This window comes from Mesorhizobium zhangyense, from assembly GCF_011045115.1.
Taxonomy (GTDB): Bacteria; Pseudomonadota; Alphaproteobacteria; order Rhizobiales; family Rhizobiaceae; genus Mesorhizobium_M; species Mesorhizobium_M zhangyense.
Genome location: NZ_JAAKZG010000005.1, coordinates 203,114 through 225,683 on the forward strand (window position 1 = coordinate 203,114; position 22,570 = coordinate 225,683).

Below are 22,570 nucleotides of genomic sequence, written 5' to 3' on the forward strand. Positions count from 1 at the left end.
GCATTACACGAACAGCGCGCGCTCCGCTTCCACCGCCTTGGTGATGTAGCCGGCGACAGTCTGGATGCGGCGCAACGGGCGAACGGATTCGTGGTAGACGAGCCAATAGGCGCGGCGGATTGGTTTTGCCGCTGGCACCGGCACGAGTTCGGGCAGCGAGCGAGCAATGAAGGTGTGTAGCATGCCGATGCCCGCACCCGCCCGCACTGCCTCGGTCTGGCCGAGGCTCGACGAGATGGAAAAGCCGGCGTTCCATTCGGGGCTGAATTCTGCGGCGTAGTCGAGCGAGGGGCTGACGACGAGGTCCGGCACATAGCCGACGAGGCGATGGTTTGCGAGTTCAGCCACTGTTTGCGGCAGGCCGTTTTCCTCGGCATAGGCGCGCGAGGCGAAGAGGCCGAGCGTGTAGTCGACCAGCTTGCCGGCAACGAGGCGGCCTTCGCTCGGCCGCTCGACGGTGATGGCGATGTCGGCCTCGCGCCGCGACAGCGAGAAGGAGCGCGGCACCGGCACCAGCTGGATCTTCAGGTCGCGGTGCATTGCGGTGAGTTTTCCGAGGCGCGATGCAAGGAACGCAACGCCGATGCCGTCCGGCGCGCCGATGCGCACGGTGCCCGAAACCGCGTCGCCTTCGCCGGCGATCTCGGCACGTGCGGAGATCATGTCGGCTTCCATGCGCTCGGCGACTTCCAGAAAACGCTCGCCGGCGGGCGTCAACTCGCTGCCGGTGGTCAGCCGCCGAAACAGCTTTGTATTGAGCGCTTCCTCAAGAGCGACGACTCGGCGCGACACGGTGGCGTGGTTGAGTTCCAGCCGGCGTGCAGCACCGAGGATCTGGCCGGCGCGGGCGACCGCGAGGAATATTCTGACATCGTCCCAGTTCATGGTTCCTCCGTTGCGGCAAGCCATCTTCTCCCCGTGAACAGGGAGAAGGAAGTGCCGGCGCGTCCTCTTATTTGCATTAAATCATATTCAGCACCGCTCTGTACTCTACTTTCTGCACAACGGTTGGTTTTTCGCTCGCGTTGCAATGCGCGCGACAAAGCGGGAAGATGGCCCCACTGAACAAAATCCCCAGGGAGAGAAATCATGGTCGACTACGGTCATTTCATCGGCGGCAAGCATGTCGCGGGAGCCAGCGGGCGCAAGCAGGACGTGATGCAGCCGATGGATGGCACGGTGCGCGGCACGGTGGCGCTGGCATCGGCTGCCGAACTGCGCGCAGCCGTCGAGAACGCCAAGGCCGCTCAGGTCGGCTGGGCCGCGACCAACCCGCAGCGCCGCGCGCGCGTGCTGATGAAATTCCTCGAACTGGCCAACCGCGAATATGATTCACTGGCCGAACTTCTGGCCCGCGAGCATGGCAAGACCATTGCCGACGCCAAGGGCGACATCCAGCGCGGCCTCGAAGTGATCGAGGTCTGCATCGGCGCGCCGCATATGATGAAGGGCGAATTCACCGACAATGCCGGCACCGGCATCGATGTTTACTCGATGCGCCAGCCGCTCGGCGTCGTTGCCGGCATCACCCCGTTCAACTTCCCGGCCATGATCCCGCTGTGGAAGATCGGCCCGGCGCTCGCCTGCGGCAACGCCTTCATCCTCAAGCCTTCCGAGCGTGATCCGGGCGTGCCGCTGCGCATTGCCGAACTGTTCCTCGAGGCCGGCCTGCCGGCTGGCGTGCTCAACGTCGTCAATGGCGACAAGACGGTGGTCGACGCCATTCTCGACGATCCTGACATCAAGGCCATCGGGTTCGTCGGCTCGACGCCGATCGCGCAGTACATCTATTCGCGCGGCTGCGCCAACGGCAAGCGCGTGCAGTGCTTCGGCGGTGCCAAGAACCACATGATCATCATGCCCGACGCCGACATGGACCAGACCGTCGACGCCCTCATCGGCGCCGGCTACGGCTCGGCCGGCGAGCGTTGCATGGCCATCTCGGTTGCCGTTCCCGTCGGTGAGGATACCGCCAACCGCCTGATGGAAAAGCTGGTTCCCCGCGTCGAAAGCCTGAAGGTCGGCCCCTCGACAGATTCCTCGGCCGATTTCGGTCCTGTCGTGACAGCGCAGGCGCTGGAGCGTATCAAGGGTTACGTCGACATCGGCGTGAAAGAAGGCGCCAAGCTCGTCGTCGACGGACGCGGCTTCAAGATGCAGGGCTATGAGAACGGCTACTACATGGGCGGCTGCCTGTTCGACAATGTTACCGCCGACATGCGCATCTACAAGGAAGAAATCTTTGGGCCTGTGCTCTCGGTCGTCCGCGCGCCGACCTACGAAAACGCCATCAAGCTCGCCAACGATCATGAAATGGGCAATGGCGTCGCCATCTTCACCCGCGACGGCGATGCGGCACGCGATTTTGCATCCCGCGTTCAGGTCGGCATGGTCGGCGTGAACGTGCCGATCCCGGTGCCGATCGCCTACTACACCTTCGGCGGCTGGAAGGCTTCGTCCTTCGGTGACCTCAACCAGCACGGCGCGGACGCCTTCCGCTTCTACACCAAGACCAAGACGGTCACCTCGCGTTGGCCTTCGGGTGTGAAGGATGGGGCTGAGTTCGTCATTCCGACGATGAACTAGAGACCGCCCGCTAACTCTACCCTGCTGGCCATCTGACGCGGTTTTCTGCGCTTCCGGTGCTCACGTACTTAAATGTACGCTTCGCTCCGGTTCTCGAAAACCACCCCATATGACTCAGCAGGGCGAGTTATCAAGCAGCCTCCGGGCCTGCGATGAATTGATTTCAAAGAGCGCGGCATCGTCCGCGCTCTTTTTGTTTGTTTGTGGGCGCGCGCGGGGTTGGCGATTGGCGTTTCCTCGCCCCTACGAAGTGGGGGAGAGGTGGCTCGGGCGAAGCCCGAGACGGAGAGGGGGATCTCGTTGATCTCGGCAACCCCGATATGATCGACGCCCCTCCGCCAGCCTACCGCGCTTCATCCTCCCCCTATCCGGTTTGCTTCGCAAACCACCTCTCCCCCGCAAGAGCGGGGGCGAGGAACCGCAGCTTCGGCGTAGGAATCACCGCATCGCAGCGGCCTGCGCGTGCAAGCGCAGGAGCGCCATCAGCCGGTCGGCTTCGATGCCGGCGGCTTCCTCGTCGCGTTCGAGGATGGCGCGGATGAGTGAGACGTGGTTGCCGGCGGCCTCGGCGAGGCCCGTTCCGCTCTGGAAGCGGAACCAGAAACGGCGGCTATGCGTCTGCAGGGGCGCGACGAGCTGGGCGGCGAAACGGTTGTCGGCGGCGAGCGCCATGGCCTCGTCGAGCGACTTGTCGGCCTCGAGATAGCCGGCGACGTCGTTGGTCAGCACGGCATCGTGCATGGCCATCGCCGTCTCCTGGAAACGGCTGGACATTTCAGCGGTGGCGAAGCGCGCGGCCGAACGGGCCAGAATCACCTCCACGCCACGGCGTGCATCGAGCACGCGCAGCCAGTCGCCGGCATGCAGCGGTGCGATCTCGAGGCCGGCGCGCGGACGCACCGAGACCAGCCCTTCCCATGCCAGGCGCTGGATCGCCTCGCGAACGGGGGTGCGCCCGAGCGACAGTTTTTCGATCAGCGCCTTCTCGGTGGTGACGCTGCCGGGTGCCAGTTCGAGCGTGACGATCATTTTTTCGAGCACGCGATAGGCTTTCGCGCTGGCGGATTCGGCGATGTCCACGCGTTCCGGCTTGCTGTCGACGGTATTCAAGGCTGCTCATTCCGGTTAATATATTTTTTGATATATCAGGCTGCAAAGCCAATTGACAGAAGGAATTCTTTACAGATATATCTGTGGTATATCAGATGGAGCGACCGATATGTGGACCGGAGTCTTTCCCGCCGTAACGACCAAATTCACCGAGGACGACCGCCTCGACCATGCCGAGATGGAGCGCTGCTTTACGCTGCAGATGGAAGCGGGTTGCGACGGCATCATCGTCGCCGGTTCGCTGGGCGAGGGGCCGATGCTGTCGGTCGAGGAAAAGCTTTCGGTGCTGAAGACGGCGCAGGGCGTTGCCAACGGCAAGCCGGTGCTTCTGACCATCAACGAGGCGGGAACGCGTGAGGGCGCCGCGATTGCCAAGCAGGCGGCTAAAGCAGGGGCCGACGGCCTGATGATCGTGCCGAGCCCGATCTACCACACCAACCCGCAGGAGACGGTCGCCACGCTGAAGGCGATGGCCGCTGGCGGCGGCTTGCCGGTGATGATCTATTCCAACCGCGTCGCCTACCGCGTCGATGTCACCATCGAGGTAATGGAGGAGCTGGCTTCCGATCCGCTGTTCGTCGCGGTCAAGGAATCGTCAGATGACATCCGCCGCTCGACCGAGATCATCAACCGCTTCGGCGACCGTTTTGATCTTTTCACCGGCGTCGACAATCTGGCCTTCGAGGCGCTCAGCGTTGGCGCCATTGGTTGGGTTGCCGGTCTTGTCACGGCCTTTCCGCGCGAGACGGTGGCGATCTACCAGCTCATGAAGCAGGGTCGCCGGGAAGAGGCGCTCGCCATCTATCGCTGGTTCCGCCCGCTGCTAGACCTCGACGTCTCGAGCTATCTGGTCCAGAACATCAAGCTTGCCGAGGTTCACGCCATCGGCACAAATGACCGCGTACGCATGCCGCGCCAGCCGCTTTCGGGCGAGCGCCGCAACGCGGTCGAGAAGATCGTCAAGGATGCACTTGCAGTCAGGCCTGTATTGCCGTCTTTCTGATCGCTGAAATCAGAGACGGCGGGAGGCGTCATGAGTGGAAGCAGTTCAGGCGAGGTGGAAGTGGCCATCATAGGTGCCGGCATCGTCGGCATCTGTGCTGCGGCTCATCTCGCTGAGGCCGGGCTCAAGGTGACGGTGTTCGACCGCACCGGCATCTGCGAAGAAACCAGTTCCGGCAATGCTGCAGCACTCGCCTTTTCCGATGTGCTGCCGCTGGCGCATAAGGGCATGCTGGCGCAGGTGCCGAAATGGCTTCTCGATCCGCTCGGGCCGCTCGCCATCCCGCCGGCATACTTCCCCAAGCTTATGCCCTGGCTCTATCGTTTCTGGCGCGCGGGTGCGGCTGGAAATTACGAGGGCGGGCTGGTCGCGCAGGCCAGCCTGATGAGTCTCGCCGAGACTGCCTGGGCCGGACTGATGCAGCGTTCCGGCACGAAATCCATGCTGCGCGAGGACGGTTCGCTGGAACTCTATGAGAGCGAGCAGGAATTTCGCGATTCACTGCCCGGCTGGGCGGCGCGCGACCGCTTCGGCATCGGCTATCGCCATCTCGAGAGGGATGAAATTTCAGCCTACCAGCCCGGCCTCTCGCCGCATCTGGTACGCGGCACTTTCGTGCCGGGCTGGAAGACCGTTTCGGATCCGAAACTGCTCGGTAAGGCGATCTGGAAATATGCTGAGAGCAGAGGCGCGAAGTTCGTCCAGGGCGATGTCGCGCTCGCCTTGCCGTCGAACGAAAAGATCGCGATACAGCTGAAGCAGGGCCGCACGATCCTGGCGGACAAACTCGTCGTCGCGGCGGGTGCGTGGTCGCATCTTCTGGCGCGGCAGTTTGGCGACCGCATCCCGCTGGAGACCGAGCGCGGCTACAACACGACGCTGCCGACAACCGCCTTCGACGTGAAGCGCCAGCTCATCTTCTCCCATCAGGGTTTTGTCGTCACGCCGCTGGAAACCGGCATTCGTGTCGGTGGCGCGGTGGAACTCGGCGGGCTCAATCGGGCGCCGAATTTCGCCCGCGCAAAAGCGATGATGAAAAAGGCGCAGAAATTCATGCCGGGGCTCGATCCATCGGGCGGGCGCGAATGGATGGGCTATCGCCCGTCGCTGCCGGATTCGCTGCCGGTCATCGGCCGTGCCAGCGGCCGCGACAATGTCTTCTACGCTTTCGGCCACGGCCATCTTGGCCTGACGCAATCGGCGGCCACTGGCGCCTTGATCCGCGACCTTGTTCTGCGGCAGGCTCCGGAAATCGACCTGTCACCTTTTTCCGCGCAACGCTTCTGAGGCATCATGGCTCGGCATTCCTTCTTCTGCATCGACGGTCACACCTGCGGCAACCCGGTCCGGCTCGTCGCCGGCGGCGGGCCGCAGCTTCAGGGCTCGACCATGATGGAGCGGCGCGCGCATTTTCTGGCCGAGTACGACTGGATCCGCACCGGGTTGATGTTCGAGCCGCGCGGCCACGACGTCATGTCCGGCTCGATCCTTTATCCGCCGACGCGCGAGGATTGCGACATCGCCATCCTGTTCATCGAGACCTCAGGCTGCCTGCCGATGTGCGGCCACGGCACCATCGGTACGGTGACGATGGCGATCGAGCATGGGCTGGTGAAGCCGAAGACGCCGGGCACGCTGCGCCTCGACACACCGGCCGGGCTGGTTATTGCCGAATACAAACAGGTTGGCGAATATGTCGAGGAGGTTCGCATCACCAACGTGCCGTCCTTCCTCTATGCCGAGGGGCTGACGGTGGAGTGCCCGGTGCTCGGCGAGCTCAAGGTCGATGTCGCCTATGGCGGCAATTTCTACGCCATCGTCGAGCCGCAGGACAACTACCGCGACATGGCCGATCATTCGGCCGGCGACCTCATCGCCTGGAGCCCGGTGGTGCGCCAGCGGCTGAACGAGAAATACACCTTCGTGCATCCCGAAAATCCCGGCATCAACCGGCTGTCGCACATGCTGTGGACCGGCGCGCCGAAACACGAGGAAGCGGATGCGCGCAATGCCGTCTTCTACGGCGACAAGGCGATCGACCGCTCGCCTTGCGGCACCGGCACCTCGGCGCGCATGGCGCAACTCCATGCCAAGGGCAGGCTGAAGACCGGGGACGATTTCATCCACGAATCGATCATCGGCTCGCTGTTCAAGGGCCGGGTCGAAAGCGAAACGCGCGTTGCCGAAAAGCCGGCGATCATTCCCTCGATCGGCGGATGGGCGCGGATGACGGGATTGAATACAATCTTCATAGATGATCGCGATCCCTTCGCGCATGGCTTCGTCGTTAGTTGAAAAGGGCTGCGGCACGCAATGGTTGCCGAAACAATGCTACCGCGCTTGATGCAACAATTCGTCGTGATTTGCCTATTGGGCGCATGATTGTACGATAGAATGGAAAAGGTATCACAAATTCAGCAAGGACATTGCGTTGGGCCAATGCTAGCTTTCGCTATAGTCCAGTAAGCCAGGATCAAAAACAAGCAGCTTGGACGCATGCCTGAAGCCTTTCCGCCCGGTCGCGAAAATTGACGTTGCAATCCGGGTGCGAGGCTTTAGGACTAGGGGAAATACGAAAAGGAATGCGACCCAAAAGGCGACATTCCAGGGGAGCCGCAGCTAGATGCAATATTTTATCCAGCAGCTTATCAACGGGCTGACGCTGGGATCGATCTATGGGCTGATCGCAATCGGCTATACGATGGTCTACGGCATCATCGGCATGATCAACTTTGCCCATGGCGATATCTTCATGGTCGGCGCGTTTACCGCGCTCATCGTCTTCCTCATTTTGGTCGGACTGTTCTATTCGGTGCCCGTGGTCGTGGCGCTGCTGATCATGATGATCGTGGCGATGCTGCTCACCAGCCTCTATAATTGGACGATCGAAAAGGTCGCCTACAGGCCCCTGCGCGGCTCCTTCCGGCTCGCACCGCTGATCACTGCCATCGGCATGTCGATCGCGTTGTCCAACTTCGTGCAGGTCACGCAAGGCCCGCGCAACAAGCCGATCCCGCCGATGGTCAGCCAAGTCTACACGATCGAGGGCATCAGCGTATCGCTGAAGCAGATCATCATCGTGGTGGTGACCGCAGCCCTGCTGGCGATCTTCTGGTACCTCGTCAACAAGACCTCGCTGGGCCGCGCGCAGCGTGCCTGCGAGCAGGACCGCAAGATGGCGGCACTCCTCGGCATCGATGTCGACCGGACGATCTCGATCACCTTCATCATGGGCGCATGCCTGGCCGCCGTCGCCGGCACGCTGTTCCTGATGTATTACGGCGTCGTGGTCTTCTCCGACGGCTTCGTGCCCGGGGTGAAAGCCTTTACCGCGGCCGTTCTCGGCGGCATCGGCTCCATACCCGGTGCTGTGCTCGGCGGATTGCTGATCGGCTTCATCGAATCGATGTGGTCGGCCTATTTCTCCATCGACTACAAGGACGTGGCCGCCTTCTCCATCCTGGCGATCGTGCTGATCTTCCTGCCATCCGGCATTCTTGGCCGGCCAGAAGTGGAAAAGGTCTGACATCATGGTTCAAACCGTCTCCACCAGCCGGGAAGAGGTCGCAAACCCCTTCCCGCAGGCTATCCGTGAAGCGCTCTATGCCGGCGCGATCTCCTTTGGCCTGTTCGTGCTGTTCATCGGCCTCAAGAGCGACCAGAACATCCGCAACGAACTGATCCTCGTCCAGCGCTGGGGCCTGCTCGCCATCGTCGTGGCGCTCGTCATGATCGGGCGTTTCGTCGCCGTCGCCTATATCCGCCCGTTCGTGGCGAACCAAAAAATCGCCAACATCGCGACCGGCCTGTTTCCCGACAGTGCTGCGACGCGCTTCTTCCGGCTTCCCTATTTCATCGCCGCCGTCGTCATTGCCGCCGTTCTGCTGTTCTTCAGCGGCACGCTGGCGGGTGCTCTCAGCCCGCAGTCGGCCGCCTATGTCGGCCTGCTGCGCGGCGTCGCCATCATCTACGCGCTGGCGTCGGTTCTGTTCTATTTCCGCAGCTTCATCCTGGCGCATTTTTCGCTGCTGTCGGTCATTCTCCTGGTGCTCTACCCGGTCGCCATGGTGCTTATGTTCGGCTTCCAGGGTTCGCTCAAATGGGTGGACAATTTCGGCATCCAGATCCTGATCTATGTGATGCTGGCATGGGGCCTCAACATCGTCGTCGGCCTCGCCGGCCTGCTCGATCTGGGCTATGTCGCCTTCTATGCGGTGGGCGCCTATTCCTATGCGCTGCTCGGTACGCATTTCGGCTGGTCGTTCTGGATATTGCTGCCGGCTGCCGGCCTGATGGCCGCCTTCTGGGGCGTCATCCTCGGCTTTCCGGTTCTGCGCCTGCGCGGCGACTATCTGGCGATCGTCACATTGGCCTTCGGCGAGATCATCCGCCTCGTGCTGATCAACTGGCGCGAAGTCACCAACGGATCGGCCGGCATCTCCGGTATTCCCAAGGTCAGCTTCTTCGGCCTGTTCTCGTTCAACGTCAGCGATCCGAACTATATCGCCAAGGTCTTCAACATCGCCCAGTCCGGCGCCTATTATAAGATCTTCCTCTATTACCTGATCCTTGCACTGGCGCTGCTCACCGCCTTCGTCACCATCAGGCTGCGCCGCATGCCGGTCGGCCGTGCATGGGAAGCATTGCGCGAAGACGAGATCGCCTGCCGCTCGCTCGGCATCAACACCACCACCACCAAGCTTACCGCCTTTGCCACCGGCGCGATGTTCGGCGGCTTTGCCGGCTCGTTCTTCGCGGCGCGGCAAGGCTTCGTCAGCCCGGAATCCTTCGTGTTCCTGGAATCGGCGATCATCCTCGCCATCGTCGTCCTTGGCGGCATGGGCTCGCTCACCGGCATCGCCATCGCGGCGCTGGTGATGATCGGCGGCACCGAGATCCTGCGTGAAATGCAGTTCCTGAAGGCGATCTTCGGCGACAGCTTCACGCCGGAACTCTACCGCATGCTGCTGTTCGGCTGCGCCATGGTGATCGTCATGCTGTGGAAGCCGCGCGGCTTCGTCGGCAGCCGCGAACCCACCGCATTCCTGCATGAACGAAAATCCGTTTCAGCTTCCTTCACCAAGGAAGGGCACGGCTGATGGCTACGGGAACAGACATGAGCAAACCGATACTTTCGGTCGAGCATCTTTCGATGAAGTTCGGCGGACTGGTCGCCATCGGCGACCTGTCCTTCGAAGCCAAGCGCGGCGAGATCACCGCGCTGATCGGGCCGAACGGCGCTGGCAAGACGACCGTGTTCAACTGCATCACCGGCTTCTACAAGCCGTCGGAAGGCATGATCCGGCTGAGCGGGCATGACGGCAAGGAGTTCTTGCTGGAGCGCATGCCGGATTTCCGCATCACGGCGCAGGCCAAGGTGGCGCGAACCTTCCAGAATATCCGCCTGTTTTCGGGCATGACGCTTCTGGAAAACCTGCTCGTTGCCCAGCACAACAAGCTCATGAAGGCCTCGGGCTACACGGTGCTCGGCCTGCTCGGCATTGGCGGTTATCGCAAGGCTTCGGCCGAATCCGTCGATCTGGCGAAGTTCTGGCTCGAAAAAGCCGAACTGATCGACCGTGCCGACGATCCGGCCGGCGACCTGCCCTATGGCGCGCAGCGGCGCCTGGAGATCGCACGCGCCATGTGCACGGGGCCGGAGCTTCTGTGCCTGGATGAGCCGGCAGCCGGCCTCAATCCCAAGGAATCGCTGGCGCTGAATACGCTGCTAATCGACATCAAGGACAATACCGGCACGTCGATCCTTCTGATCGAGCACGACATGTCGGTGGTCATGCAAATTTCCGACCATGTCGTCGTTCTCGAATATGGCCGCAAGATTTCCGACGGCAATCCGGAATCGGTCCGCAACGACCCGCGCGTCATCGCCGCCTATCTCGGCGTCGACGACGAGGAGGTAGAGGACGTCCTGATAGCGGTCGGCGACGATCACGTCATCGAGCAGCTGGATGTTGGTCCGGACTCAGCGCATGGCCCCGGCTCGTCCTCTTCCATGCTCGCCGGGCCGGTAAGCGACACGATCGGCCATAGCGAAGGCGAGCGGATCACGGTGGCTGACGGCGCGTCGAAGGCCTCGCAGGTCGATGCCCGGGCGGCGAGAGCCGCTTCCGCGTCTGCGGCGCTGGCGGCCGTCCCGGCAGCAGCGCCCAAAGCGGCTCCGGCCAAGCCTGTCGCCAGGAAGCCTGCTGCAAAGCCGGTCGAGGCGAAACCTGCTTCCACTGCGGCAAAGGCAAAGCCCGAAGCAAAGGCGGCCAAGCCGAAAGCTGCCGTGGTATCTGGTGCGGCGGTGAAGCCGGCGGCTTCGACCAAGCCGGTGGCGACAGCGAAACCTGCTGCTACGACGGCGAAAGCTCCAACCAAGCCAACTGCCGCTTCTGCCGGCAAGGCCTCGGCCAAAAGCACCGCTCCCGCCAAGGCATCAGCCAAGCCTGTGGCCAAGGCCGTTGCTCCGGCCAAGGCCGCCACCAGCAAGCCAGTGAAGGCAGCACCCAAGCCAGCCAGTGCCAAGCCAGCCGCCAAGGCCGCGCCTGCGCCCAAGGCAGCCGGTGTTTCCAATCGGCTCGCAGCACCCCGCGGCAACAGGCCCGACAACCTGACCCGCATCAAGGGCATCGGCCTCGTCAACGAGAAGAAGCTCAACGAGCATGGCATCTTCCATTTCGACCAGATCGCGGCGTGGAAGAAAGCCGATGTGGTTGCGGCGGAAGCCTATCTCGCCTTCGACGGGCGCATAGCGCGTGAGGAATGGGTGAAACAGGCAGCGTTGCTGGACAAGGGCAAGGAGACGGAGTTCTCGAAGCGCGTCGACGCCGGCAAGGTCGCGACGAGCCATCCTTCGCAGAAGCCCAAGAGCGCCGCGCCGAAAGCGGCCAAGAGCGGGGAGCGTAAATAATGACCGGCAAAACCCTGCTTCAGGTCGAGGGCGTTGAGACCTATTACGGTAACATTCGCGCGCTCAACGGCGTCAACGTGTCGGTCAAGGAGGGCGAGATTGTTGCCCTGATCGGCGCCAATGGCGCCGGCAAGTCTACGCTGATGATGACCATCTTCGGTTCGCCGCGTGCGCGCGCCGGCAAGATCACGTTTGCCGGAACCGACATCACCGAAATGCCGACGCATGAGATCGCGCGGCTGAGGATTGCGCAGTCGCCGGAGGGACGCCGCATCTTTCCGCGCATGACGGTGCTGGAAAATCTTCAGATGGGCGCGAGCCTCGACAATCTGAAGCATTACGACGAGGACGCCGAAAAGGTGTTCACGCTGTTTCCGCGCCTGAAGGAACGCATCAGCCAGCGCGGCGGCACGCTGTCGGGCGGCGAGCAGCAGATGCTGTCGATCGCGCGCGCTCTGATGGCGCGGCCGAAGCTCCTACTTCTGGACGAGCCGTCGCTAGGCCTGGCGCCGCTGATTGTCAAGCAGATCTTCGACGCCATCCGCGTGCTTAACAAGACGCAGGGGCTGACGGTGTTCCTGGTCGAGCAGAATGCGTTCGGCGCGCTGAAGCTGGCCACCCGCGGCTATGTGATGGTCAACGGCAATGTGACGATGAGCGGCACCGGCAAGGAACTGCTCGCCAATCCTGAAGTGCGCGCCGCCTATCTGGAAGGCGGGCGTCATTGATCGATACTGTCACTGCGGTCGGTGTTTGAGGCAGTGAAGAAAAGGAGACGGACCCTTCAAGGTCTGTCCGGAGGGAAGCAAAATGCAGGGCATTCTTTATGAAGAACCCTCGATCTGGCAGTTCTTCTTCGTCACCTGCCTGCTTGGCGGGTGGGCGGCGTGGATGACGGGACGCGCCTGCGCGCAGACCTGGCGCAACTATGTCGCGCTGGTGTTTTATCTGCTGCTGCTCGGCATCGCGATCCGCTTCATCCATCATGCGCTGTTCAACGGTACGATGTTTTCGCTGCATTTCTACATCGTCGACACGATCATCCTTCTGGTCCTGGGATCGATCGGCTTTCGATACACGCGCACCAACCAAATGGTGACGCAATATAATTGGCTCTACGAGAGAGCTTCACTGTTGAGCTGGAAGCCGAAAGGTTGACGTTCATGATTAACGCCGCGTCCTCGTGAAACGGCGTGACAACGGCCGGAAAATCGGCAAACTCATCTTTCTGCGATAGGGTGGGCATCGCATGAAAGCATCATCCACGCCCACTCAGTTAATGGGAGTGTTTCAATGAGAAAATCACTTTTGTCCGCAGTTGCACTGACCGCTCTCGTGGCGTTCAGCGGCAGCGCATGGGCGGACGTCCTGATCGGCGTTGCCGGTCCGATGACGGGACCTAACGCCGCCTTCGGCGCGCAGCTCCAGAAGGGCGCCGAACAGGCGGCCGCCGACATCAATGCGGCTGGCGGCATCAACGGCGAGCAGATCAAGATCGCGATCGGCGACGACGTCTCCGATCCGAAGCAGGGCATCTCGGTCGCCAACAAGTTCGTCGCCGATGGCGTCAAATTCGTTGTCGGTCACTTCAACTCGGGCGTTTCGATCCCGGCGTCGGAAGTCTATGCCGAAAACGGCATCCTGGAGATCACGCCTGCAGCGACCAACCCGGTCTTCACCGAGCGTGGCCTGTGGAATGTGTTCCGTACCTGCGGCCGTGACGACCAGCAGGGCGGCATCGCCGGCGCTTATTTGGCGGCAAAGTTCAAGGACGGCAAGATTGCCGTAATCCATGACAAGACGCCTTATGGCCAGGGCCTTGCCGACGAAACCAAGAAGGCGATGAATGCCGCCGGCGTCACCGAAGTGATGTATGAAGGCATCAATGTCGGCGACAAGGATTTCGGCGCGCTGATCGCCAAGATGAAGGAAGCCGGCGTTACCATCATCTATTGGGGCGGCCTGCACACCGAAGCCGGCCTGATCATCCGCCAGGCGGCTGACCAGGGCCTGAAGGCGACGCTGGTTTCGGGCGACGGCATCGTCTCCAACGAACTGGCCTCGATCGCCGGCGACGCAGTCGCGGGTACGCTGAACACGTTCGGCCCCGATCCGCGCCTGAACCCGGCCAACAAGGAACTGGTGGACAAGTTCCGCGCCGCGGGCTTCGAACCGGAAGCCTATACGCTGTACTCCTACGCTGCCATGCAGTCGCTGGCTGCCGGCGCCGCCGCCGCCAAGTCGGTCGATCCGCAGGAAGTTGCGAAAGCCATGAAGGGCCTCGCTCCGTTCCCGACGGTGCTCGGCGACATGTCGTTCGACGAGAAGGGCGACCCGAAGCTGCCGGGCTACATCATGTATGAGTGGGTCAAGGGCGACGACGGCAAGTACACCTACAAGCCACAGATGTAAGCCGACTAGCTTCAGACTGTCTTGAACAGATGCCCGGCGCTTGCGTCGGGCATTTTTCCTGCTGCAAATTAAATCGATTGAAATTAGTTCTTCGATTTGGGTTGCACTGCAGCAATTTCCCGCTAATCATGCGCCGGCCAATTTCCCTCGGTGTATGGAGCCTTGCTAGTGCCCATTTCGAAGATCCTCGTCGCCAACCGTTCCGAGATTGCCATTCGCGTGTTTCGCGCCGCCAATGAACTCGGGCTGAAAACGGTCGCGATCTGGGCCGAGGAAGACAAATATTCGCTGCACCGCTTCAAGGCAGACGAGAGTTATCAGGTCGGGCGCGGGCCGCATCTCGCCAAGGACATGGGCCCGATCGAGAGCTATCTGTCGATCGAGGAGGTGATCCGGGTCGCCAGGCAGTCCGGCGCGGATGCCATCCATCCCGGCTACGGCCTGCTTTCGGAAAGCCCGGAATTCGCCGACGCCTGTGCCGAGGCAGGCATTACCTTCATCGGCCCGAAGCCGGAGACGATGCGCCGCCTCGGCAACAAGGTGGCGGCGCGCAATCTTGCCATCGAGGTCGGCGTGCCGGTGGTACCTGCAACCGAGCCGCTGCCCGACGACATGGAGGCGGTGAAGAAGCTTGCCGCCGGGATCGGCTACCCGGTGATGCTCAAGGCATCCTGGGGCGGCGGCGGGCGCGGCATGCGCGCGATCCGCTCGGAGGCCGATCTCGCCCGCGAAGTCGTGGAAGGCAAGCGCGAGGCCAAGGCCGCCTTCGGCAAGGACGAGGTCTATCTCGAAAAGCTGATCGAGCGCGCGCGCCATGTCGAGGTGCAGGTGCTGGGCGACACGCATGGCAATGCGGTCCATCTGTTCGAGCGCGACTGCTCGATCCAGCGCCGCAATCAGAAGGTCGTCGAGCGTGCGCCGGCGCCTTATCTCGACGCCATCCAGCGCGGCGAGCTTTGCGACTACGCGCTGAAGATCGCGCGTGCCACGAATTATCTCGGCGCGGGCACCGTCGAGTTCCTGATGGATGCCGACAGCGGCAAATTCTATTTCATCGAGGTCAATCCGCGCATCCAGGTCGAGCACACGGTTACCGAGCAGGTAACCGGCATCGACATCGTCAAGGCGCAGATCCACATCCTGGACGGCTTCGAGATCGGCAAGCCGGAATCGGGAGTGCCGTCGCAGTCGGAAATCCGGCTGAATGGCCATGCCATGCAATGCCGCATCACGACGGAAGACCCGGAGCACAATTTCATCCCCGACTATGGCCGCATCACCGCCTATCGGGGTGCTACCGGCTTCGGTATTCGCCTCGATGGTGGCACGGCCTATTCGGGCGCGGTCATCACCCGCTTCTATGACCCGCTGCTCGAGAAGATCACTGCCTGGGCGCCGACGCCGACCGAGGTTATCGCCCGCATGCACCGGGCGTTGCGCGAGTTCCGCATTCGTGGCGTGGCAACCAACCTGACCTTCCTCGAAGCGATCATCACGCATCCGAGTTTCCACGACAATTCCTACACCACCCGCTTCATCGACACGACGCCGGAACTGTTCGCGCAGGTGAAGCGGCAGGACCGCGCCACCAAGCTGCTCAACTATCTGGCCGATGTGTCGGTCAACGGTCATCCCGAAACGCGGGGCCGTCCCGCACCGAAGGATGATGCGGCAGCCCCGATCGTGCCCTATCTCAACGGCAAGGTTCCGGACGGCAGCAAGCAGCGACTCGATGCGCTCGGGCCTGAAAAGTTCGCGGCCTGGATGCGCGATCAGAAGCAGGTTCTCGTTACCGACACAACGATGCGGGACGGCCACCAGTCGCTGCTCGCGACGCGCATGCGCACCCACGACATTGCCCGCATTGCCGGCACCTATGCCCGCGCCCTGCCGCAGCTTCTGTCGCTGGAGTGCTGGGGCGGTGCGACCTTCGACGTCTCCATGCGCTTCCTGACCGAAGATCCGTGGGAACGGCTGTCGCTGGTGCGCGAGGCGGCCCCGAACCTGCTTCTGCAGATGCTGCTGCGCGGTGCAAACGGCGTCGGCTACACCAACTATCCCGACAATGTCGTCCAGCACTTCGTCAAACAGGCAGCTGATGGCGGCATCGACCTGTTCCGCGTCTTCGACTGCCTGAACTGGGTCGAGAACATGCGCGTCGCCATGGACGCCGTGCGCACCGAGGGCAAGCTCTGCGAGGCGGCGATCTGCTATACCGGCGATATCCTCGACCCGGCGCGCACGAAGTACGATCTCAAATATTATGTCGGCCTGGCCGGCGAACTGGAAAAGGCCGGCGCGCATATCATCGCCGTCAAGGACATGGCCGGCCTGCTCAAGCCGGCAGCGGCGCGGGTGCTGTTCAAGGCGCTGCGCGAGGCGACCGACCTGCCGATCCATTTCCACACGCATGACACTTCCGGCCTGTCGGCAGCGACAGTGCTTGCTGCCGTGGAAAGCGGCGTTGATGCGATCGATGCGGCGATGGATTCGGTGTCCGGCAACACCTCGCAGCCTTGTCTCGGCTCGATCGTCGAGGCGCTGAAGGGCGATCCTCGCGATCCCGGCCTCGACCCGGAATGGATCCGCCGCATCTCCTTCTACTGGGAAGCGGTGCGCAACCAGTATGCCGCCTTCGAAAGCGACCTCAAGGGTCCCGCCTCGGAAGTCTATCTGCATGAAATGCCGGGTGGCCAGTTCACCAACCTCAAGGAGCAGGCGCGTTCGCTCGGCCTTGAGACGCGCTGGCACGAGGTGGCGCAGGCCTATCACGACGTCAATCTGATGTTCGGCGATATCGTCAAGGTGACGCCGTCGTCCAAGGTGGTCGGCGACATGGCGCTGATGATGGTCAGCCAGGACCTGACGGTGGCCGATGTCGAGAATCCCGACAAGGACATTGCCTTCCCGGACTCGGTCGTGTCGATGCTGCGCGGCGATCTCGGACAGTCGCCGGGCGGCTGGCCGGCGGCGTTGCAGAAGAAGGCGCTGAAGGGCGAGAAGCCGATCACCGTTCGGCCGGGTTCGCTGCTCAAGCCCGCCGATCTCAAAGCCGACCGCAAGGAGATCGAGGAAAGGCTTGGCCGCGAACTCAGCGAATTCGAGTTCTCGTCCTGGCTGATGTACCCCAAGGTCTTCACCGATTTCGCCGGTGCGCAGGACACTTATGGTCCGGTCAGCGTGCTGCCGACGCCGGTCTATTTCTACGGCATGGCGTCCGAGGACGAGATCTTCGTCGACATTGAAAAGGGCAAGACGCTGGTCATTCGTTGCCTCGCCATCGGCGATGTCGATGAAAAGGGCATGGTCACGGTCTTCTTCGAGCTCAACGGCCAGCCGCGCCGCGTCAAGGTACCGGATCGCGCCCATGGCGCTTCTGCAGCCAAGGCCCGCCGCAAGGCCGAGCCGGGCAACGAGGCCCATGTCGGCGCGCCGATGCCGGGTGTCGTCTCGACGCTGGCCGTCGCGGCAGGGCAGGCGGTGAAGGCCGGCGACGTGCTTCTGTCGATCGAGGCGATGAAGATGGAAACCGCGCTCCATGCCGAGCGCGACGGCACGATAGTCGAAGTGCTGGTCAAGGCGGGCGACCAGATCGACGCCAAGGATCTGCTGGTGGTCTTCGGCTGAGAGACCGCTCGCTAATTCTACCCTGCCGCCAAATGTATCGGCAGGGAGAAGTTTCAACGACTTCCTACTCTTGCCGCATTGGCGCGAAATAAGCGGGCTGGACAACGCGGCTGGCCCAATATTTCGCCGGGCTTTATGCGTTGACAAGCAATTAAACCGATTTAATTGTCGGTAAATCGTAAATCCGGACGCAGAATCGCCTATGAACGCATCGAACACGATCGCTGCCGCGAAGAAAGGCCGCTGGGCAGTTGCCGCCGCCTTCTTCGCCAATGGCTTCGTCACCGGAAGCTGGGCGCCGCAGATTCCCGTTTTCCTGACGCGGCTCGAGATCAGCGAATTCACGCTTGGCCTGCTGATCCTCGTGTTCGGCATCGGCGCCATCGCCTTCATGTCGTGGTGCGGTCATCTTATCGCGCGTCACGGCTCGCGCAGCGTCATGCGCTGGTTCGGCATTGCGGCCGCCTTCGGCCTGCTGATCGTGGCACTCGCGCCCAATGTGCCTCTGGCCGCACTCTCGATGCTGCTGTTCGGCGGGGTCATCGGCGGCATGGATGTGGCGATGAATTCCAATGCGGTTGCCGTCGAGAAGAAGCTTTCGCGGGCGATCATGTCGTCCTCGCACGGCTTCTGGAGCCTTGGCGGTTTCGTCGGCGGCGGCATCGGCGGCATCGCGATCCAGACCTATGGCTATCTCGCCCATGCGGCGGGTGTCACCGTGGTGGCGCTTGTCATCCTTGGATTTGCGCTGCGCCACCTCATCGTAGAGGACAGGCATGTCGCGGCCGAGCACCGCAAGTTCTCGCTGCCGAGAAATCCGGCGATCTACCTGGTCGGCGTGATGGCCCTGTTCTCGATGATCCCGGAGGGTACCGTGCTCGACTGGGCAGCGCTTTACCTGCAGCAGGAATTTGGTGCGGATATCGCTACGGCCGGTTTCGCCTTCGGTTGCTTCGCCGGCACCATGGCGCTGGTACGGTTTTTGGGTGATGCCATCAGGAACCGCTATGGTGCCGTGACCACGCTCAGGGTCTCGAGCCTGATCGCGGCTGCCGGCATGCTTGTCGCGGGCTTTGCGCCGACGCCGTGGGTTGCCATCGCCGCCTTGGCCTTCTGCGGCCTTGGCATTGCCAACATGGTGCCGATCGCCTTTTCGGCTGCCGGCAATCAGCCCGGCATGTCGGCGGGTGCCGGCATGAGCGTCGTCACCACCATGGGCTATTCTGGTATATTGGTGGCGCCGTCCGCCATAGGCTTCATCGGCGGGCACACCGGTTTTGCGCCGGTTTTCGTGGCGGTTTCGGCGCTGCTGGTCGTGGTGTTCCTGCTTGCCGGGTTGGCGCGCTCTGCCGATTTCGTGCCTGTGGCGCAGCCTGCCGAATAGCAGCTGGCCGGGGTTTCAACCCTCATAAACAAAAAAGCGCGCCGCGTGATGCGGCGCGCTTTTTTGTTGCAGGCAGGCTGCCTGTCAAATCCGTCCCATCAGAAGCAGGACGAGCAGCACGACGAGGATGATGCCGACGATGCCGGATGGGCCATAACCCCAGGCGCGCGAATGCGGCCAGGCGGGAACCGCGCCAATCAGGATCAGAATGAGAATGATGATCAGAAGTGTTGTCAGCGTCATGGCAATTCCCTCGTGTGGAGTGTTGCAATGAACTGACAATGCGCAATCGCGCCACATTGTTCCGCCGGCTACGAAACAGCGGCCGTCCCGATTGCCCGGGACGGCCGCTTTTGTGTCGAATTTACTCGGCGGCCTTGGGGTAGGTGACCGGTTCGGCAGTGGTCACCGCGGGAGCCGCCTCGGCTGCGTCGGCCTTCTTGCCGCGCCGGAACAGCCGGCTGAACCAGTTGCGCTGCGCGCCGGGCTGGCGCTTTGCGCGGGTGAACACCATCAGCATGGCCGGCGTCACCACCAGTGTCAGCACGGTGGCAAACGACAGGCCGAAGACGATGGCGCTGGACAGCGAAATCCACCACTGGGTCGACGGCGCATTGATCGTCGTCTCGTGGTGGAAGATTTCGAGGCCGAGGCCGAAGGCGATCGGCAGAACGCCGAGGATGGCCGACACGGCCGTCAGCACCACCGGCCGCGCACGTTCGCGGCAGGTTTGAAGGACGGCTTCGGTCTTGTCCCAGCCTTCCTCGCGCAGTCGGTCATAGGTGTCGATCAGCACGATGTTGTTGTTCACCACCACGCCGGCCAGCGCGATGACGCCGATGCCGGACATGACGATACCGAAAGCCCCGCCGGTCAGGAGCAGGCCGAGGAACACGCCGATCGTCGCCATGACCACGCAGGACAGCACCAGCCAGACGCTGGTGAACTTGTTGAACTGCGCCAGAAGCACGAGGAAGATCAGGAAGATCGCGGCACCGAAGGCCTTGCTGAGGAAAGCGCTGGCCTCCTCGCTGTCCTCGTTGGAGCCCGCAAGCTTCCAGCGCACGCCTTCCAGTTTCATGTCGGTGACCGCCTGCGAAACCTGTGCCTGCACCGCGGCGACCTGCTGGCCGGCAGCGACGTTTGCCTGCACTACCACTGTGCGGGCGCCGTCGATGCGGTGGAGGATGCCGGTGGTCGGTTCCGGCTTGCGAACGACGAAGTTGGAGATCGGCACGGAGCCCTGGCTTGTCTGGACCCGAAGTTCGTCGAGCGCCGACAGGGTGCGCCGGTCTTCCGGCAGGCGCAGGCGGATGTCGACCGCGTCGTCGGCGCCGGCGGGCCGGTACTCGCTGAGCTTCAGGCCGTTGGTCACCAGCTGGACGACGGTTCCGACCGAAGTCGGGCTGATGCCGTATTGTGCGGCCTTGGCCCGATCGACCGTCAGCGCCCAATCGACGCCGGGCGGCGGCAGGCCGTCCGAAATGTCGATGACGCCGGGTACCTGGGCAATGCGGGCGGCGACGTCGCGCGCCTTCTGTTCGAGGCCGGCCGGGTCGGCGGCAGAAAGCCTGATCTGCACCGGTTTGCCGGTTGGCGGGCCGGCGTCAGGCACGCGGACTTCCACGTCGACGCCCGGAATACCGGCCATCACGCCACGCAGGTCGTCGAGGATGCTGTTGGCCGACTTGCGTTCGCGCCAGTCGACGAACTCGTACTGGATCACGCCGACGACGTCTTCCGGTATGTCCTGGCCGCCGCCCTGCGTCTTGCCGACACGGGTGTAGACCGACTTGATGCCGGGCCATCCGAGCAGCCTGTTCTCGGCAGCCTTGGTGGCGGCGTCCATTTCAGCGAGCGACAGGTTGCCGCGCGCATGGACGTAGAGAAGGCCGTAGTCGGGCTCGACATTGGGGAAGAATTCGACGCCGGCGCCGTATTTGCCATAGGCCATGAACACGCCCACGAGCAGCGCCACGGTCAGCAGGCAGACGGTAATCGGATATTTCACGGCCTGCTTGACGATGGCCATGTAGCGGCCGTCGCGGTGCTCCTCCTCGTGGACGGGCGCCTTGGCGAAGATGGCCCCGAGCGTCGGCGCGAACACCAATGCGTAGAGCATCGACGCTGCAAGCGTGACGATCAGCGTGATCGGCAGGTATTTCATGAAATCGCCGATGATGCCGGGCCAGAACAGCAGCGGCGAGAAGGCGGCGATGCGGGTCATGGTGGCGGCGATGACCGGGCCGGCCATGCGCTGCGCGGCCAGCGCGAAAGCCTCTTCCTTCGGCATGCCTTCGCTCATGCGTCGCTCGGCGAATTCGGTGACGATGATGGCATCGTCGACCAGCATGCCGACCGCCAGGATCAGGCTGAACAGCACGATCATGTTGATCGTGAAGCCCATCATGGCAAGCAGCAGGATGCCCATCAGGAACGATGACGGGATCGCCAGGCCGATAAGCAGCGAAGCGCGGCCGGACAGCGCATAGAGGATGACGATGAACACCAGGATCACGGCGATCATGACGTGGTTCTGCAGGTCGCCCAGCAACTGGTTGACGAAGACCGACTTGTCCTGCGTGTAGGTCACGTTCATGCCTTGCGGCATGACCTTGATATAGGCGTCGGCCACTTCCTTCACATGGCCGATCGTATCGATAAGATTGGAGCCGATACGCTTCTTGACCTCGATGGCGATGGCCGGCTTGCCGTTAAGCCGGGTGATCGTCTCTGCGTCGGCGAAGGTCGATCGCACCGTGGCGATGTCCTTGGCCTGGACTACAGCGTTCGGGCCGGCGACGATCGGGAGTGAGGCCACATCCTCGGGCGTCTCGATCAGGGACGGTACCTTGACCGCGTATTTGCCTTCTGAACCTTCGATGTTGCCGGCGGCGACAAGGCTGTTGGACGCCGCAACGCCCTGGATCAGCTGGTCGAGCTGCAGGCCGTAGGACGACAGCTTCATCGGGTCGATAAGCACCTCGACGAGGTCGTCGCGGGCGCCCTGCAGCGAGCCTTCGAGCACGCCGGGGATCTCTTCGATGCGGTCGCGCAGTTCGCGCGCGGCAGCGGTCAGCACGCGCTCCGGCACGTCGCCCGACAGCGTCACGACAAGGACGGGAAACTCCGAGATATTGACTTCGTTGACCGTCGGTTCCTCGGCCGCCTGCGGCAGGTCGGCCTTGGCGTCCTGCACCTTGGAGCGGGTGTCCTGCAAGGCTGTCGCCAGGTCGATCTGCGGCTGGAATTCGACCAGCACGTAGCCGCCGCCCTGGAAGGCGGCAGAGCGCATTTCCTTCAGGCCCTTGAGGCTTTTCAGCTTGCTTTCCATCGGCCGGAGCAGAAGGCGCTCCGAATCTTCCGGCGAAATGCCCTGGTAGATCAGGCTGACATACATGATCGGAATCGGAACGTCGGGTTCCGCTTCCTTGGGCGTGGACTCATAGGCAATGGCGCCTGCCAGCACGAGGAAGAACAGCACCGATATTGTTAGGCGCGCGTTGTTTATTGCGAGCTTGACGATATTCATGCT

At 62.6% G+C, this 22,570-nt stretch carries 16 protein-coding genes; 12 read left to right on the forward strand and 4 right to left on the reverse strand.

The window, feature by feature from the left end; translation table 11 throughout:
- Positions 1-3 precede the first annotated feature (3 nt).
- Positions 4-885: a LysR family transcriptional regulator gene (locus G6N74_RS13800; RefSeq protein WP_165118244.1), complete on the reverse strand. Its 882-nt coding sequence runs from the start codon at positions 883-885 to the stop codon at positions 4-6.
- A 204-nt stretch (positions 886-1,089) separates the two neighbouring features.
- Between G6N74_RS13800 and G6N74_RS13805 the strand changes: the two genes are divergently transcribed.
- Positions 1,090-2,586: a CoA-acylating methylmalonate-semialdehyde dehydrogenase gene (locus tag G6N74_RS13805; RefSeq protein WP_165118246.1), complete on the forward strand. Its 1,497-nt coding sequence runs from the start codon at positions 1,090-1,092 to the stop codon at positions 2,584-2,586.
- Positions 2,587-3,024: 438 nt separating this feature from the next.
- Here the strand turns inward: G6N74_RS13805 and G6N74_RS13810 are convergent, their stop codons facing one another.
- Positions 3,025-3,696, reverse strand: a complete 672-nt coding sequence (locus G6N74_RS13810; protein WP_165118248.1) for a GntR family transcriptional regulator — start codon at positions 3,694-3,696, stop codon at positions 3,025-3,027.
- Between the two features lie 109 nt (positions 3,697-3,805).
- Here G6N74_RS13810 and G6N74_RS13815 point away from each other — a divergent pair, with 109 nt between their 5' ends.
- The 11 genes from G6N74_RS13815 (at position 3,806) to G6N74_RS13865 (ending at position 19,035) form a co-directional block, all read left to right on the forward strand.
- Positions 3,806-4,699, forward strand: coding sequence for a dihydrodipicolinate synthase family protein (locus tag G6N74_RS13815; protein ID WP_165118250.1), 894 nt, complete (start codon positions 3,806-3,808; stop codon positions 4,697-4,699).
- A 30-nt stretch (positions 4,700-4,729) separates the two neighbouring features.
- Entirely contained in the window at positions 4,730-5,986 is a 1,257-nt protein-coding gene (locus G6N74_RS13820) for an NAD(P)/FAD-dependent oxidoreductase (protein ID WP_165118251.1), read from the forward strand.
- Positions 5,987-5,992: 6 nt separating this feature from the next.
- On the forward strand, positions 5,993-6,994 hold the full coding sequence (locus tag G6N74_RS13825; RefSeq protein ID WP_165118252.1) for a 4-hydroxyproline epimerase: 1,002 nt from the start codon (positions 5,993-5,995) through the stop codon (positions 6,992-6,994).
- Positions 6,995-7,322: 328 nt separating this feature from the next.
- Positions 7,323-8,225 carry a branched-chain amino acid ABC transporter permease gene (locus G6N74_RS13830; RefSeq protein WP_165118253.1) on the forward strand — a complete coding sequence of 301 codons (903 nt, stop codon included), beginning with the start codon at positions 7,323-7,325 and terminating at the stop codon, positions 8,223-8,225.
- A 4-nt stretch (positions 8,226-8,229) separates the two neighbouring features.
- Positions 8,230-9,798, forward strand: coding sequence for a high-affinity branched-chain amino acid ABC transporter permease LivM (livM, locus tag G6N74_RS13835; RefSeq protein WP_165118254.1), 1,569 nt, complete (start codon positions 8,230-8,232; stop codon positions 9,796-9,798).
- A 17-nt stretch (positions 9,799-9,815) separates the two neighbouring features.
- The gene (locus G6N74_RS31640; RefSeq protein WP_165118255.1) at positions 9,816-11,612 is read left to right on the forward strand and encodes an ATP-binding cassette domain-containing protein; all 1,797 of its coding nucleotides are present in this window, start codon (positions 9,816-9,818) and stop codon (positions 11,610-11,612) included.
- Positions 11,612-12,340 carry an ABC transporter ATP-binding protein gene (locus G6N74_RS13845; protein ID WP_165118256.1) on the forward strand — a complete coding sequence of 243 codons (729 nt, stop codon included), beginning with the start codon at positions 11,612-11,614 and terminating at the stop codon, positions 12,338-12,340. The genes G6N74_RS31640 and G6N74_RS13845 overlap by 1 nt, the downstream gene beginning before the upstream one ends.
- Positions 12,341-12,422: 82 nt before the next feature.
- Complete coding sequence (locus G6N74_RS13850) at positions 12,423-12,770, forward strand: DUF6867 family protein (RefSeq protein WP_165118257.1); 348 nt, start codon at positions 12,423-12,425, stop codon at positions 12,768-12,770.
- Between the two features lie 135 nt (positions 12,771-12,905).
- Positions 12,906-14,024, forward strand: a complete 1,119-nt coding sequence (locus tag G6N74_RS13855) for a branched-chain amino acid ABC transporter substrate-binding protein (RefSeq protein WP_165118258.1) — start codon at positions 12,906-12,908, stop codon at positions 14,022-14,024.
- 168 nt (positions 14,025-14,192) lie between these two features.
- Entirely contained in the window at positions 14,193-17,651 is a 3,459-nt protein-coding gene (pyc, locus tag G6N74_RS13860; protein ID WP_165118260.1) for a pyruvate carboxylase, read from the forward strand.
- A 202-nt stretch (positions 17,652-17,853) separates the two neighbouring features.
- Entirely contained in the window at positions 17,854-19,035 is a 1,182-nt protein-coding gene (locus tag G6N74_RS13865) for an MFS transporter (RefSeq protein ID WP_165118262.1), read from the forward strand.
- An 84-nt stretch (positions 19,036-19,119) separates the two neighbouring features.
- On the opposite strand, the gene G6N74_RS13870 is transcribed toward G6N74_RS13865, so the two are convergent.
- Together G6N74_RS13870 and G6N74_RS13875 are read right to left on the reverse strand one after the other, a co-directional pair.
- The gene (locus G6N74_RS13870) at positions 19,120-19,278 is read right to left on the reverse strand and encodes a DUF3309 family protein (protein WP_091909152.1); all 159 of its coding nucleotides are present in this window, start codon (positions 19,276-19,278) and stop codon (positions 19,120-19,122) included.
- A gap of 121 nt (positions 19,279-19,399) precedes the next feature.
- A complete protein-coding gene (locus G6N74_RS13875) occupies positions 19,400-22,567 on the reverse strand; it encodes an efflux RND transporter permease subunit (protein WP_165118264.1) in 3,168 nt (1,055 codons plus the stop codon).
- Positions 22,568-22,570 lie beyond the last annotated feature (3 nt).